Source organism: Mesorhizobium sp. USDA 4775, assembly GCF_054062655.1.
Genome location: NZ_JBSSFM010000001.1, coordinates 1,493,348 through 1,507,120, shown reverse-complemented (window position 1 = coordinate 1,507,120; position 13,773 = coordinate 1,493,348). Strand labels below are relative to the sequence as shown.

The 13,773-nt window shown below is 64.4% G+C and carries 11 protein-coding genes and 1 pseudogene; 9 read left to right on the top strand and 3 right to left on the bottom strand.

Features of this window, described 5'->3' with window-relative positions; all coding sequences use genetic code 11:
- The first annotated feature begins 7 nt into the window (after positions 1-7).
- From ACVILI_RS07490 to dhaK, 7 genes and pseudogenes are all read left to right on the top strand, one after another.
- A complete protein-coding gene (locus ACVILI_RS07490) occupies positions 8-1,651 on the top strand; it encodes a dihydroxyacetone kinase subunit DhaK (protein WP_038651777.1) in 1,644 nt (547 codons plus the stop codon).
- Positions 1,652-1,723: 72 nt separating this feature from the next.
- Positions 1,724-2,327: pseudogene (gene dhaL / locus ACVILI_RS07485) on the top strand (dihydroxyacetone kinase subunit DhaL).
- The gene (dhaM, locus tag ACVILI_RS07480) at positions 2,324-2,713 is read left to right on the top strand and encodes a dihydroxyacetone kinase phosphoryl donor subunit DhaM (RefSeq protein WP_019862866.1); all 390 of its coding nucleotides are present in this window, start codon (positions 2,324-2,326) and stop codon (positions 2,711-2,713) included. Before dhaL ends, dhaM begins: the two are co-directional and overlap by 4 nt.
- 20 nt (positions 2,714-2,733) lie before the next feature.
- Complete coding sequence (locus tag ACVILI_RS07475) at positions 2,734-3,036, top strand: HPr family phosphocarrier protein (RefSeq protein WP_019862865.1); 303 nt, start codon at positions 2,734-2,736, stop codon at positions 3,034-3,036.
- 41 nt (positions 3,037-3,077) lie between these two features.
- Complete coding sequence (ptsP, locus tag ACVILI_RS07470; RefSeq protein ID WP_027047684.1) at positions 3,078-4,652, top strand: phosphoenolpyruvate--protein phosphotransferase; 1,575 nt, start codon at positions 3,078-3,080, stop codon at positions 4,650-4,652.
- Between the two features lie 11 nt (positions 4,653-4,663).
- Positions 4,664-5,089 carry a hypothetical protein gene (locus tag ACVILI_RS07465; protein WP_019862863.1) on the top strand — a complete coding sequence of 142 codons (426 nt, stop codon included), beginning with the start codon at positions 4,664-4,666 and terminating at the stop codon, positions 5,087-5,089.
- A gap of 32 nt (positions 5,090-5,121) precedes the next feature.
- Positions 5,122-6,108 carry a dihydroxyacetone kinase subunit DhaK gene (dhaK, locus tag ACVILI_RS07460; RefSeq protein ID WP_038651771.1) on the top strand — a complete coding sequence of 329 codons (987 nt, stop codon included), beginning with the start codon at positions 5,122-5,124 and terminating at the stop codon, positions 6,106-6,108.
- A 479-nt stretch (positions 6,109-6,587) separates the two neighbouring features.
- Here dhaK and ACVILI_RS07455 read toward each other — a convergent pair whose 3' ends face one another.
- A complete protein-coding gene (locus ACVILI_RS07455) occupies positions 6,588-6,818 on the bottom strand; it encodes a hypothetical protein (RefSeq protein ID WP_038651769.1) in 231 nt (76 codons plus the stop codon).
- A gap of 156 nt (positions 6,819-6,974) precedes the next feature.
- On the opposite strand from ACVILI_RS07455, the gene ACVILI_RS07450 reads away from it, so the two are divergent.
- Together ACVILI_RS07450 and ACVILI_RS07445 are read left to right on the top strand one after the other, a co-directional pair.
- Positions 6,975-8,882: a propionyl-CoA synthetase gene (locus tag ACVILI_RS07450; protein ID WP_038651768.1), complete on the top strand. Its 1,908-nt coding sequence runs from the start codon at positions 6,975-6,977 to the stop codon at positions 8,880-8,882.
- Between the two features lie 134 nt (positions 8,883-9,016).
- Positions 9,017-10,099: an acyltransferase family protein gene (locus ACVILI_RS07445; RefSeq protein ID WP_240564585.1), complete on the top strand. Its 1,083-nt coding sequence runs from the start codon at positions 9,017-9,019 to the stop codon at positions 10,097-10,099.
- A 59-nt stretch (positions 10,100-10,158) separates the two neighbouring features.
- Here ACVILI_RS07445 and ACVILI_RS07440 read toward each other — a convergent pair whose 3' ends face one another.
- On the bottom strand, positions 10,159-12,546 hold the full coding sequence (locus ACVILI_RS07440; RefSeq protein ID WP_038651763.1) for a polysaccharide biosynthesis tyrosine autokinase: 2,388 nt from the start codon (positions 12,544-12,546) through the stop codon (positions 10,159-10,161).
- Positions 12,547-12,830: 284 nt separating this feature from the next.
- Positions 12,831-13,727, bottom strand: a complete 897-nt coding sequence (locus tag ACVILI_RS07435; protein ID WP_038651759.1) for a UTP--glucose-1-phosphate uridylyltransferase — start codon at positions 13,725-13,727, stop codon at positions 12,831-12,833.
- Positions 13,728-13,773 lie beyond the last annotated feature (46 nt).

Sequence of the window (13,773 nt, the reverse complement as noted above, 5' to 3'; positions counted from 1 at the left end):
GAATTCGATGAAGCACTTTTTCAACCGCAGGGAAACGATCGTCACCGAGGCGCTGGACGGCCTGTTGCGCACCAGCGGCTCGGACGACCTCGCGCGCCTCGACGGCTATCCCGAGATCAAGGTCGTGCTGCGCGCCGACTGGGACAAGTCGAAGGTCAGCGTCGTCTCCGGCGGCGGCGCCGGGCATGAGCCTTCGCATGCCGGCTTTGTCGGCAAGGGCATGCTGACGGCGGCGGTCTCTGGCGAGATATTCGCCTCGCCGAGTGTCGAAGCGGTACTGGCGGCCATCCGCGCGGTCACCGGGCCGGCCGGCTGCCTGCTGATCGTCAAGAACTACACCGGCGACCGGCTCAATTTCGGCCTGGCCGCCGAGAAGGCGCGCGCCGAGGGCTTTCGCGTCGAGATGGTGATCGTTGCCGACGACATCGCTTTGCCTGACATCAACCAGCCGCGTGGCGTCGCCGGCACCTTGTTCGTGCACAAGATTTCGGGCCATTTGTCGGAGGCCGGCCATCATCTTGCCGACATCGCGGCGGCGGCGCGGGCGGCAGCAAAGGACATCGTCTCGCTCGGCATGTCGCTGTCGTCCTGCTCGATCCCCGGGCTGCCGCATGAAGACAGGTTTGGCGCGGACGACGGCGAACTTGGCCTGGGCATTCATGGTGAGCCGGGCGTCGAGCGGATTGCCTTGCAAAGCGTCGACAGTTTGGTCGCGATCATGGCGGAGCGCCTCGCGGCGCGGCTCGACCCGAAGGCCAGCCATGCCTTGCTGATCAACAATCTCGGTTCAGTGCCACCGCTTGAAATGTCGCTGGTTGCCAATGCGGTGCTGGCCTCGCCGCTGACCAGGACCATCACGCTGGCGATCGGCCCCGGCCCGCTGATGACGGCGCTCAACATGAACGGCTTCTCGCTGTCGCTGATCCGGCTCGACGCTGCGCGCGAGGCCGCCCTGCTGGCGCCGGTCGGCCCGCATGCCTGGATGCCGGCCAAACCGGTCGCGGCGCCTGTCATTATGCCGATGGCGAAAGCAGCCGGACAAAGTGCTGCGCACAAGGCCAGCCAGGATGCCGGCAGCAGACGCCTGATCGTCACGGTCTGCGAAAAACTGATTTCACTTGAAGCGTCATTGAACGGGCTCGACGCCAAGGCGGGCGACGGCGACACGGGCTCGACGGTGGCGACAGGCGCGCGCAGCATTCTCGAGCGGCTCGACATGCTGCCTCTGGCGAACCCGGCGGCGACGCTTGGCGCGATTGGCGACATATTGAGCGCGTCGATGGGCGGCTCGAGCGGCGTGCTGTTGTCGATCTTCTTCACGGCGGCGGCACAGGCCCTCGGCGGCGGCGCCAGCTTGTCCAAGGCACTGCTTGCCGGTCTCGAGCGGATGACTTTCTACGGCGGCGCCAAACCGGGTGATCGCACCATGGTCGATGCGCTGGAGCCCGCGCTGAAAGCGCTCGACGCCAACGGGCTGGAAGAGGCGGCAGCCGCCGCCCGGCGCGGCGCCGAGGAGACAGCCGCCATGGAGAAGGCGAAGGCTGGACGGTCCGCCTATGTCGGCACCAAATTGCAAGGTGTGGTCGACCCCGGCGCCCATGCGGTGGCCGAGGTGTTTTCGGCCGCCGCCGCGCTGCTCGTCACGGCCTGACGCATGCAGCAGTTGTCGAATGACCGTTCTTTCGTTACTGCCGGCACAGTGGAAACCGGGATTTTGGGCGACATGGCGGCATTGAACCTTGCCAGGCTGATCGCGGTGGCCGCCGATACGATTGCCGCTCACGCCGAGGAATTGACGGCGCTCGACCAGGCGATCGGCGACGGCGACCATGGGCTGAACATGAAGCGCGGCTTCGAGGCCGTGCGGGCCGAGGCTGATGCGTTCGCTGCCAAACCCTTGCCCGACGCGCTGAAAGCGATCGGCACCAAGCTGGTGATGACGGTGGGGCGGCGCTTCGGGTCCCTTGTTCGGTACGCTGTTCATGGCGCTGGGCAAGGAGATTGCGGCGGATCCCGATCGCAACAATCTGGCCGCCGCCGTCGGCAAGGCGGTCGACGCGGTGGCCGGGCGCGGCAAGTCGCAGATCGGACAAAAAACCATGCTCGATGTGCTACAGCCGGTGCATGATGCCTTGGCCGGGGGAAAGACGGCGGCGGAAATCGCCGACATCGCCGACGCCGCCGCCGAAGCGACGGTGCCGATGAAGGCGCTGCGCGGCCGCGCCTCGTTCCTCGGCGAGCGCTCGATCGGCCATATGGATGCCGGCGCGCGCTCGACCGCGCTGCTGGTGCGCTCGGTGGGGCAAGCGATCGGGGAAAGCGCATGAGCAATGTCGGGATCGTGATCGTGTCGCATTCGCCGCTGGTCGCGGAGGGCACGGCCGACATGGTACGCCAGATGGTGGGCGAAGAAGTGCCGCTTGCATGGTGCGGCGGAAACGGCCATGGCGGGCTTGGCACCAACGTCGAGGCGATCATGGGCGCCATCGACAAGGCCTGGTCGGAAGCCGGTGTCGCCATCCTCGTCGATCTCGGCGGCGCCGAGACCAACTCGGAAATGGCGGTGGAGATGATCGGCGAGCCGCGTGCGCAGAAGATCATCGTGTGCAACGCGCCGATCGTGGAGGGCGCGGTGATGGCCGCGACCGAATCCTCCGGCGGCGCCTCGCTGAAGGAAGTGGTGGCGACGGCGCACGAATTGTCGCCATCGTGAGTGAACGGGATTCCTGAAAAATGTCCGCAGCCGCCGAAGCGACCGTCCTGATCACCCACGATGTGGGGCTGCACGCGCGTCCGTCGGTGAAGTTCACCAAGCTGGCCAAGACTTTTGCCGCCGACGTGGAAATCGCGCTTGCCGCCAACGGGCCGTGGTTCGATGCCAAGAGCATCGTCAAGGTGATGGCGGCCAAGGCGCCGAAGGGCACGGTGCTGCACATCAGGGCCAGCGGCAGCGGCGCCGATGATGCGGTGCGCGCGCTGATCGACCTGGTGCAGCGCGATTTCGACGAGGACGCCGGTCATGTCCGCTCGGCGTGAGGCTGGGGCGCTTCTTCGCCAGCCCGCAGGGAATGCGGGCCATGCGGATTGAGGGCGTTCCGGCCTCGGCCGGCTATGCCGAGGGGCCGCTGTTCGACCTGGACCGGCCGCCCGCCGTCTACGCAGGCAAAGCCACCGCTACGGAAGAGAAGACGTCGCTGGAAGCCGCGATCGGCACGGCAGTTAGCCGGCTTGCCGCCATGGCGGAGGCCGCCGACAGCGACGCCGCCGGCATACTCGAATTCCACATTGCCATGCTGGAAGACGACGCCTTGAGCGGCCCGGCCTTCGCGTCGATCGCTTCCGGACAGACCGCCGACGTGGCATGGCGAGAGGCGCTTGATGCCGAGATCGGCGGTTACGAGGCCTCCGACCAGGACTATTTCCGTGCCCGCGCCACGGATTTGCGCGATATCAGGGACCAGGTGCTGCGCGCCCTGACCGAGGACGGCGACAGCACAGCGCCTACCGGTGCCATCCTCTGCGGCGAGGACATCGCGCCGACGCGCTTTCTCGAAACCGACTGGAGCCATGGCGGCGGCATCGCGCTGAAGGCGGGCAGCACCGCCAGCCATGTCGCCATGCTGGCGCGCTCGCGTGGCGTGCCGATGGTGGTGGGACTGCGCGAGCCGCTTGCCGATCTTGCCGGCATGGCACTGCTGGACGCCGAGCATGGCAGCATCGTGCTGGCGCCCTCGCCGGCTGAGATCGGCGCGTTCCGGCAGTCGTCCGCTTCCTTCGTCGCCCGCCAGGGCGTGGTCCGGCGTTTTCTGGCGCGGCCGGCGGTGACCAAGACCGGCACAGCGGTGCGCGTGCAGGTCAACATCGCCGATCCGTCCGATGTCGACGGCATCGACATCGCGACCTGCGACGGTGTCGGGCTGATGCGAACAGAGTTCCTGTTCGGCAAGAATTTGCCGGATGAGGAGACGCAATACCGCGCCTATCGCAAGGTGCTGGAATGGGCAGGCGAAAAACCGGTGACGATCCGCACCGTCGACGCCGGCGGCGACAAGCCGGTGCCGGGCTTCACCGTCGAGGAAGGCAATCCGTTCCTTGGCTTGCGCGGCATCAGGCTGTCGCTGGCACGGCTCGACATTTTTCGCGTACAGATCAGGGCATTGCTGCGCGCCGCGCCGCACGGCAATCTCAGGGTGATGTTTCCGATGATCGCCATGGCCGATGAATATGAACGCGCAGCCGCTCTGTTCGGCGAAGAGCAGGCAGTCCTTGCCGCGCGTGGCGTCACCCAAAAGATGCCGCCGCTGGGCATCATGGTCGAGGTGCCGTCGGTGGCCATCGCGCCGGAGGCGTTCGCCGGCGTCGCCTTCTTCTCGATCGGCTCCAACGATTTGACGCAATATGTGATGGCGGCCGCGCGGGATAACGCTGCTGTGGCCCATCTCAATTCGGTCCGTCATCCCGCTGTGCTGCGGTTGATCGGCTCGGTCACGGCCTTCGGACGGGAAAACGGCATTCCCGTCAGCCTGTGCGGCGATGCCGGCGGCGATCCGGCCGCGATCCCGTCGCTGCTCGAAGCCGGCCTGCGCGATCTGTCCGTCGCGCCGGCGCAACTCGCCATGGCCAAGGCGGCCATCGCGGATGTATCGGTCTAGGCGCGGCCGGCATGGTTGACATCAAACCCGAACCCGGTTCCGAAGAGGCGATCCGCGCCTACAAGACGATCCTGTCGCAGGTCATAGACCAGCGCCCGTCCGGCATGCGCCAGCGCCTTGCCGACGCGCTCGGCAAGCACCGTAGCTTCGTGACGCAGATTTCAAGCCCGGCCTATACGGTGCCCATTCCATCCAAGCATTTGCCGGCTATTTTTTCCGTCTGCCATTTCAGTCCGGCCGAGCGGGATCAGTTTCTCGCCGCCTACCATCAGGCGCATCCGGGAAAAATGTCGATCGCCGCGGGCATGCGCAAGACGCGGCATGTGTCGCTTGTCGTGCCGGATTTCGGCGACGACAAGCAGAATGCGGCGCTCGACCGGGCGATCAACGAATTCATCCAGAAGATCACCAGCATCGCCGGCAAGGGTGGCAGCTAACCGTTTCTTGCCGGGCTGTTTGGGAGGACGCCATGAAGAAATTTATGAACGCGGTGGACACGGTTTTGACCGAGAGCCTCGACGGTTTCGTGGCCGCCCACGCCGATATCCTCGTGCTTGGCGAGGAGCACAAGTTCGTCCGCCGCAGGACGTTGCGGCCGGGCAAGGTGGCGCTGATCTCCGGCGGCGGCTCGGGCCACGAGCCGCTGCATGGCGGCTTTGTCGGCCATGGCATGCTGGACGCCGCCTGCCCCGGCCAGGTGTTCACCTCGCCGACGCCGGACCAGATGCTGGCAGCGGCGCAGGCCGTCGACAGCGGCGCCGGCTGCCTGTTCATCGTCAAGAACTACGAGGGCGACGTGATGAATTTCGACATGGCGGCCGAAATGTCTGATGGCGTCCTGCAGGTGGTGACCAATGACGATGTCGCCGTCGAGAATTCGTCCTACACGACCGGCAGGCGCGGCGTCGCTGGCACGCTGGTGGTGGAAAAGATCGTCGGCGCGGCTGCCGAGCATGGCCTGGCACTGCCGGTGCTGAAGACGCTGGGCGAGCGCGTCAATGCCGCCACCCGCTCGATGGGCGTGGCGCTGACCAGCGGCACCGTGCCGGCGGCGGGCAAGCCGACCTTCGACATCGGCGACGGCGAGATGGAATTCGGCGTCGGCATCCATGGCGAGCCCGGCCGCCGGCGCGACACCTTGAAGAGCGCCGACGCGATCGCCGAGGAGATCTGTACCGCGATCCTGGGCGATCTCGGCGACAAAGCGAAAGGACCGGCGCTGCTGTTCGTCAACGGCTTCGGCGGCACGCCGCTGATGGAGCTCTATTTGATGTACAACAGCGCGCGGCGGATTTTCGAGAAGCGCGGCGTGACGATAATCCGTTCGCTGGTCGGCAGCTACGTCACCTCGCTCGACATGGCCGGCTGCTCGATCACGCTCACCATGCTCGATGACGAGATGACCGGCTGGTGGGACGCGCCTGTCCACACGGCGGCGCTGCGTTGGGGCATGTAGAAATTCGAATGCGCGGCGATTCTCCCGGGAAAGAGCCATAGCGCTTCCGTTGGGAATGGCGATCTATACGCCATCACCTGCCCTCAGCGGGAATCACCCCAGAAATAGTCGTCACCACGAAGCCTGCGTCGACTCGCCGGACCGTTGCTTTTCTTCCCCTAAGTAAGGTAAGGACTCCCCGGGGTTTTGGGGAGATAGCGTATGCGTTACAACTGGGAGCGGGCTCCGACGACTTTCGAACGTCATCGGAAAGCGCTGGCGGCAGCCATTTTGATCTTCGGCGGCGTAGGCCTCATGCTTGTGGCCCTGCCGATCTAGTGCGGCCGGCATTTCGTCCCCTGAATACCGTTTGTTAGAGCAATTCCAGGAAAAGTGGGAACCGGTTTTCCGCACGGAATTGCGTAAAAAAACAAAGAGTTAGAAAGTGTCGCCGTTTCCGTGAAACGGTGAACCTCTCTAGACGGCTATCGGCCGGCTTCTCAACGAGGCTGCCCGGTCACGGCGATGAAGCGGTGGTCGCGCCCTTCGAAGCCCTGGCTGAAGCGTTGCAGCAGCACGACGATCACCGCCGGTTTGCCGGAAGGCGAAAAGCCGATGATGCGCCTAGCCGCGGCATCTCCGGCCAGGGCAGTTGCGGTGGAGATCGCGAGCACCGCGCCGATCGTCAGCGCAAACACCGGTTTTGCCACGATCGATGCTGGATGGCGCATCGCTCAGATCCCTCTCCCGAGAAGACTTCACTTCACGATACGGCGCGCAAGGGGCCAAGCCGGGATCGGTTCATACGAAAATCAGGGAAGACAGCGCCGGAAAAAACAGCATAGGCTGTTGGCAAAGACGGCAAATGGTTTCCTGGGGAGGTACGGATGGCTTCACGCTATCATGAGGTCTATGACGGATGGAAACGCGACCCGGAACAATTCTGGGCGGACGCGGCCGGCGCCATCGACTGGTATTCGCCCTGGGACAAGGTGTTCGACGCCACCGCCGGCGTCTATGGCCGCTGGTTCACCGGCGCAACCTGCAACACCTGCTACAACGCCATCGACCGGCATGTCGCCGGCGGACGCGCCGACCAGATCGCACTGATCCATGACAGCGCCATCACCGGAACGGTGAAAAAATTCACCTACGCCGAACTCAAGCGCGAGGTGGTGGCGCTGACCTCGGTGCTGAAGAACCGGGGCATCGGCAGGGGCGACCGCGTCATCATCTACATGCCGATGGTGGCGGAGGCGGCCATCGCCATGCTCGCCTGCGCCCGCATCGGCGCCGTGCATTCGGTCGTGTTCGGCGGCTTTGCCTCGCATGAACTGGCCACGCGCATCGACGATGCCAAGCCGAAGGTAATCATCTCGGCCTCCTGCGGCCTGGAACCGGGCCGGATCGTCGCCTACAAGCCGTTGCTCGACAAGGCGATCGAGATGTCCCGCCACAAGCCGGACGCCTGCCTGATCCTGCAGCGCGACCAGCTGCGCTGCGAGCTGAAGGAGCATTTCGACATCGACTATGCCGACGCCGTCGCGCGCGAACGGGCGGCCGGCGCCAATGTCGACTGCGTGCCGGTGCTGGCCACCGACCCGCTCTACATCATCTACACATCAGGCACGACCGGCCAGCCCAAGGGCATCGTGCGCGACAATGGCGGCCACATGGTCGCGCTGAAATGGACGATGGAAAACGAGTTCGGCGTCAAGCCGGGCGAAGTGTTCTGGGCAGCGTCCGATGTCGGCTGGGTCGTCGGCCATTCCTACATCGTCTACGGACCGCTGCTGCATGGCAGCACCAGCGTCCTGTTCGAAGGCAAGCCGATCGGCACACCTGATGCCGGCACCTACTGGCGGGTCATCTCGGACCATGGCGTGGTCGCGCTGTTCACCGCGCCGACGGCGTTCCGGGCGATCAAGGGCCAGGATCCCCGGGGTGAGTTCGTTGCCAGATACGATCTGTCGAAATTCCGCACGCTGTTCCTCGCCGGCGAACGCGCCGATCCCGAAACCATCAAATGGGCGGAGCAGAAGCTCAACGTGCCGGTGATCGACCATTGGTGGCAGACCGAGACCGGTTCGCCGATGACCATCAACCCTGCGGGGCTCGGCCTGCTGCCGGTGAAATACGGTTCGCCCGGCGTGCCGATGCCGGGCTACGACATCTGCGTGCTCGACGATGCCGGCCATGAAGTGCCGCGCGGCACGCTCGGCAATGTCGTGGTCAAGCTGCCGCTGCCGGCCGGCTGCCTGCCGACGCTATGGAACGCCGACGCCCGCTTCCGCCAGGCCTATCTCGATGAGTTTCCCGGCTACTACAAGACCGCCGATGCCGGCATGATCGACGAGGACGGCTATCTCTACGTGATGGCCCGCACCGACGACATCATCAATGTTGCCGGCCACCGGCTGTCGACCGGCGCCATGGAAGAGGTGCTGGCCGCCCATCCCGATGTCGCCGAATGCGCCGTCGTCGGCATCGCCGATGCGATGAAGGGGCAAATTCCGCTCGGCTTCGTGGTGCTGAACGCCGGTGTCGCTCGCGACGGCGGCACCATCGAGAAGGAGGTCGTGGCGCTGGTGCGCGAGCGAATCGGGCCGGTCGCCGCTTTCAAGACCGTGGTGACGATCAAACGCCTGCCCAAGACGCGGTCGGGAAAGATCCTGCGCGGCACCATGCAGAAGATAGCCGACAAGGAAGAATGGACGATGCCGGCGACCATCGACGACCCGACCATCCTCGACGAGATCACCGCTGCGATGAAGGCGCGCGGGATCGGGATTTGAGGCTGATGCGGCGAGTGGTTTCGCACAGTCTGTCCTTGCCGGTTGGTCAATCCTGATCGGAAAGCAATACTTTTGTTGTGCAATGCAGCAAGCCACCCTACAGTGTCTCGCGGGGGGCCATCCGACGGTGCGGTATGGCTCAGCAAAAAATCACGTTTGGCGGCGTCGACATCCTGCGGTTTCTCGCCGCCGTTCTGGTCATGGTCTACCACTATGGCTTCTGGGTGTGGGCTTATCCCGATGGCATTTCGGCACAAGCCACGGGCGGCATGCCGGCACAGCCTGGCATAGGCGCCTGGGTCGGATCCGGATGGGTCGGCGTCGAGATCTTCTTCGTCATCAGCGGTTTCGTCATCGCCTTCAGCGCCGAGAAGTCGACGCCGCTGCGGTTCTTCGAGGCCAGGGTGAAGCGACTGGCGCCGGCGGTCTGGATCTGCGCACCGGTCACCGCCGTGCTGCTTCTTGCCATCGGCCTGAGCTGGCCGACCGATGCGGTGGTCAGGCTGGTCCGCACCGGCCTGTTCGCGCCCTATGGTCCCTGGGTGGACAGCGTCTACTGGACACTCGGCATCGAGATCGCCTTCTACGCCATCGTCTGGATCCTGCTGCGGCTTGGTCGCTTCGATCTGATGGAGCCGGTCGCCATCGTCATCGGCCTGGTCAGCACGCTGTTCTGGTGCCTCTATTATCCGCTCGGCTGGGCCGACTTCGCCGAGACGCGGCTGCTGCAGCTCACTTTGGTGCATCACGGCTGCTTCTTCGCCGTCGGCGTGCTGCTGTGGCTGATCCGGTTCAAGGCGCCAACGGTGCCTCGCCTCCGCTTCTGCCTGCTGTTCCTCGGCGGGGGCGTGCTGCAGATCGCCAGTTCAGTCGACGTCCACAGCATCAAGGTCAATGCCGTGATGCCCTATGCACCGCCGATCCTGATCTTCCTCGTCGCGATCGCGCTTATGGCGTGGTCGCTGCGGCTCGACCTCAGCTGGAGCGGCTGGCGCCGGATCGGCCTGATGACCTATCCGCTCTACCTGATCCACGACGTCGTCGGCGCGGCGATGCTCGGGGCGATGGTCCGTGCCGGAGTGCCTTATCTCCTGTCGATGGCAGTGGTCGGTGCGACGATGATCGCGGCAAGCTGGCTTGTGGCAACGGAAGCCGAACCGCGCATAAGGCTGCTGCTCGACCACACCGTCTTCCGTTACCGCCTCAAGGCCGCGTAGCCAAGGCCGTCACCAGCCGTGATGACACGGCTGGCCTCACCAGAGACGGTGGACCGATATCAGACCGTCGCCTTGCTGCGCACTTCGGACTTGTCGAGATAGTAGCTCGAATATTTGTCGAAGAATTTTTCCGAAGCGCCGAACGATCCGTATTTGGCGAGCTTCTTCAGGTCGACCTTGTTCAGCACCGCGCCGACGATCTTGTTGGCGACATAGGGTTCGGATTCCAGCATCGACCTGACCATGGCGCGCGGCGTGCGGCCCCATTCGGTGACCAGCACGAAGCCGTCGACCAGCGGCGCGAAGGCCTTGGCATCGACCACCGGCCCGAGCGGCGGCAGGTCGACGACGATGTATTCGAATGTCTCCTTGGCGTTCTCGATGAAGCGCCGCATTCCGGCCGAGGACAACAGCTCGCTGGTGTGCGAGAAGTTGCCGCGCAGCACGGCGGGGATGATGGCGAGCTTGGTCTGCCGGTCGATCTTGCCGACCGATTGCCAGGTCTGGCCGTTGACCACGGCTTCCATGAGACCCTGCTCGGCCTCCATGCCGAGGCTGCGGCTGAGGCCCGGATTGCGCAGGTCACCGTCGATGAGCAGCGTCCTGGCGCCGTTGGCGGCGAGCAGCCCGGCGAGATTGGCCGCGACCGTCGACTTTCCTTCACCGGGAAGCACCGAGATGACGCCGACGACTCGGCTGCCCTGTCCTTCCATCACGACATCGAAGGCGATCTTGGCGCTGCGCAGCGTTTCGGAGAACATCGATGCCGGCGCGTCGATGCTCACCCGCATGCGCGCCCGCCTTTCGATGGCCGCCGGCGACCTCGCTGTCTTGGCATCCGGAAGAGCGTCGGTCTGCTTGTCGTCCTTGGCGGGCCTGCTGCCGATGGTCGGCAGATAGCCGAGGAATTTGAGGCCGACACGGTCGCGCACTTCTTCGCCGGTCCGGAAGAACCGCTCGTTGAACTCGTTGAGGCCGCCGAAGCCGGCGCCCATCAGCACGCCGAGCACGAGCGAAAGTCCGAGCACGATGACGGTGCGCGGGCTCGAGGCCGAGAGCGGCGTCGAGGCGTCCGAGATGATGCGGATCTTGCCGACCGGGAAGGATTGCTGCTGCGCGGCTTCCTCATAGCGGCCGAGGAACGTCTGATAGAGCGTGGTGAGCGCCGTCGCCTTCTGGTCGAGGTCGCGCAACTGGACCTGCGACTGGTTGTCGATGGAGCTCTTGCCTTGAGCGGCGGCAACATTGGCCCTGAGCGCGGTCTCGCGCGCCAGCGCCACCTCATACTCGTTGCGATAGCTTTCGGTGAGCTGCTTGAGCTCGCCGAAAATCTGCTTCGATATGTCGGCCTTTTCCTTGGCTAGCGCCACGGCCTGCGGATGGTCGGGACCAAAATTCGCCTCGACATCCTGCTGGCGCTTGGCGACGGTGAGGTAGCGGGTCTTGAGCGCTGAAATGACCGAGCTGCTCGGCTGATCGCTCGAAATGGCGGCATCCTTGAAGGCATTGTCCGAGCCGCTGTCGACGATCGACTTGTACTGCTGGTAGCGGGCGCTGGCGCGCGCCGTGTCGGCCTGCGCCACGATGAGCTGGGCGTTGAGGTCGGCAAGCTGCTTGTCGCTCATCAGCTGACCATCGCTGTTGGCGGACAAGCCGTGTTCTGCCCTGAACTTCTCGACAGCCAGCGATGCCTGCTGCGAGCTTTCGCGCAGTTCCGTCAGCCGGCCCTGCAGCCAGACCGCCGCGCGCTCGGTCGCGTCGAAGCTGGCATCGAGCTGATCGGCAAGATAGGCGTCGGCATAGGCCTTGGTGATCGCTTTCGCCAGGCCCGGATCGGTCGCCTGATAGCCAAGCGCGATGACGTAGCTTCGTCCGACACGATCCGCCTGGATCTCGTTCTGCAACTTGAGGATCGCATAGTCGCGGCTCGACGTGGCGATCAGCGCATCGCGGGTGGCGGGGTCGAGCTTGCTGATGTCACCCATGCCCGGGATAGGCGGGCTAGGGCGGACATACTGGATCAGGCCGCGGATCAGGCCGACGCCTTGGGCAAGCGCGGACTGCGGCGGGTTCATGAACGCATCGTTCTGGGCGAGCTTGAGCTTGTCGACGACCACCGCCGCGAGCCGCGTCGAGGTCAGGATCTCGATCTGGCTCAGAATGGCGGAATCGGTCTGCATGGTCGTCGACGCCGCCGAAATATCGTCGACGATCTTGTTCAGGCCCTCGTCGATCAAGACGCTCGAAACCGACACATATTTAGGCGGCGTTGTCTGCAGATAGAGCATGCCCAGGAAAAGACCGATGGCGGCGCACACGGCAACCACCTTGGCCTGCCGCGCAGCCATGCCAAGCAGCCGCTCGATATCGATGAAGTCTTCGCCGTTTCCTGCGTCCGAATTCGGCAATGGCATCCTCTTGTCGAGAGGAAAATTGGCATAATTCATCGTCGGTCCAATCCCAGAGCCCGTTGCGTTCCCGACCATCGGGTTGAGGCTCTATCTCTTTGTTTGGGCATGATCTTTTCCGAAAACTTCCGGGATCACGACCTGTCTCAGTTCTAAGCATGACCTTTCCGGAAACCGGGAGCCACTTTCCGGGATCATGCTTGGGCTTGCAGCGCCTCAACGATCGGGAGCATTGCCAAAAGCAACGCAAGCTTCATGCCAGACGACGGGGCCTGTCGGCCTCTCGCCGCCGGCCATCCGGCAATACTCCCGAAAGATGGGCATTATGCGGCTTCTTCCTGGCGTTCATGCGACCGGACGAACTCCTGAAGCATCTCGAAAACCGGGCCCTTCATGTCGTTGCGCGCCAGCGCGAAGGCGATGTTGGCCTGGATGAAGCCTTCCTTGGATCCGCAGTCGAACATGCGGCCCAGGAAAGGCTGAGCAAAGAACGGCTGATCCTTCGACAGCCGGACCATTGCGTCCGTCAGCTGGATCTCGTTGCCGGCGCCACGCTGCTGATTGCCCAGCAGCGCAAAGATCTCGGGCTGCAGGATGTAGCGGCCGTTGATGTAGAAGTTCGACGGCGCGTTGGCCGGGGCAGGCTTCTCGACCATGGCCGTGACCTCGAAACCGCCGCCGATTTCGGCGCCGCGGCCGACAATGCCGTATTTGTTGGTCTCGCTCGGATCGCAGCGTTCGACGGCGATGACGTTGCCGCCGGTGCGCTCATAGAGGTCGACGGTTTCGGTCAGACAGCCGCGCCCGCCGAAGGAGACCATGTCTGGCAAAAGCAAAGCGAAGGGCTCATTGCCGATCACCTCGCGGGCGCACCAGACGGCGTGGCCGAGGCCTTGCGGGGATTGCTGGCGGATGAAGGAGGTGGCGCCGGCCACAGGCAGCATGCTTTCGAGCGCCTCCAGCTGGGTCTTCTTGCCGGTCTGCTCCAGGGTTCCGATCAATTCCGGATGCAGGTCGAAATAGTCCTCGATGACCGCCTTGTTGCGGCCGGTCACGAACACGATGTGCTCGATGCCGGCTTCGAAGGCCTCGTCCACCGCATATTGCACGACAGGCCTGTCGACCACCGGAAGCATTTCCTTCGGCATCGATTTGGTCGCCGGCAGGAACCGTGTTCCAAGCCCCGCCACCGGTATCACGGCCTTCCTGATTTTCTTCATCGCAAATTCCTTCTGAGGAGATCGACTTCAGTCCATTCACAGGCCA

What these genes read in the sequence shown, in the direction of transcription:
- ACVILI_RS07490 (WP_038651777.1), top strand. Translation starts at nt 8, where the DNA reads ATGAAGCACTTTTTCAACCGCAGGGAAACGATCGTCACCGAGGCGCTG.
- dhaM (WP_019862866.1), top strand. Translation starts at nt 2,324, where the DNA reads ATGAGCAATGTCGGGATCGTGATCGTGTCGCATTCGCCGCTGGTCGCG.
- ACVILI_RS07475 (WP_019862865.1), top strand. Translation starts at nt 2,734, where the DNA reads ATGTCCGCAGCCGCCGAAGCGACCGTCCTGATCACCCACGATGTGGGG.
- ptsP (WP_027047684.1), top strand. Translation starts at nt 3,078, where the DNA reads ATGCGGATTGAGGGCGTTCCGGCCTCGGCCGGCTATGCCGAGGGGCCG.
- ACVILI_RS07465 (WP_019862863.1), top strand. Translation starts at nt 4,664, where the DNA reads ATGGTTGACATCAAACCCGAACCCGGTTCCGAAGAGGCGATCCGCGCC.
- dhaK (WP_038651771.1), top strand. Translation starts at nt 5,122, where the DNA reads ATGAAGAAATTTATGAACGCGGTGGACACGGTTTTGACCGAGAGCCTC.
- ACVILI_RS07455 (WP_038651769.1), bottom strand. Translation starts at nt 6,818, where the DNA reads ATGCGCCATCCAGCATCGATCGTGGCAAAACCGGTGTTTGCGCTGACG.
- ACVILI_RS07450 (WP_038651768.1), top strand. Translation starts at nt 6,975, where the DNA reads ATGGCTTCACGCTATCATGAGGTCTATGACGGATGGAAACGCGACCCG.
- ACVILI_RS07445 (WP_240564585.1), top strand. Translation starts at nt 9,017, where the DNA reads ATGGCTCAGCAAAAAATCACGTTTGGCGGCGTCGACATCCTGCGGTTT.
- ACVILI_RS07440 (WP_038651763.1), bottom strand. Translation starts at nt 12,546, where the DNA reads ATGAATTATGCCAATTTTCCTCTCGACAAGAGGATGCCATTGCCGAAT.
- ACVILI_RS07435 (WP_038651759.1), bottom strand. Translation starts at nt 13,727, where the DNA reads ATGAAGAAAATCAGGAAGGCCGTGATACCGGTGGCGGGGCTTGGAACA.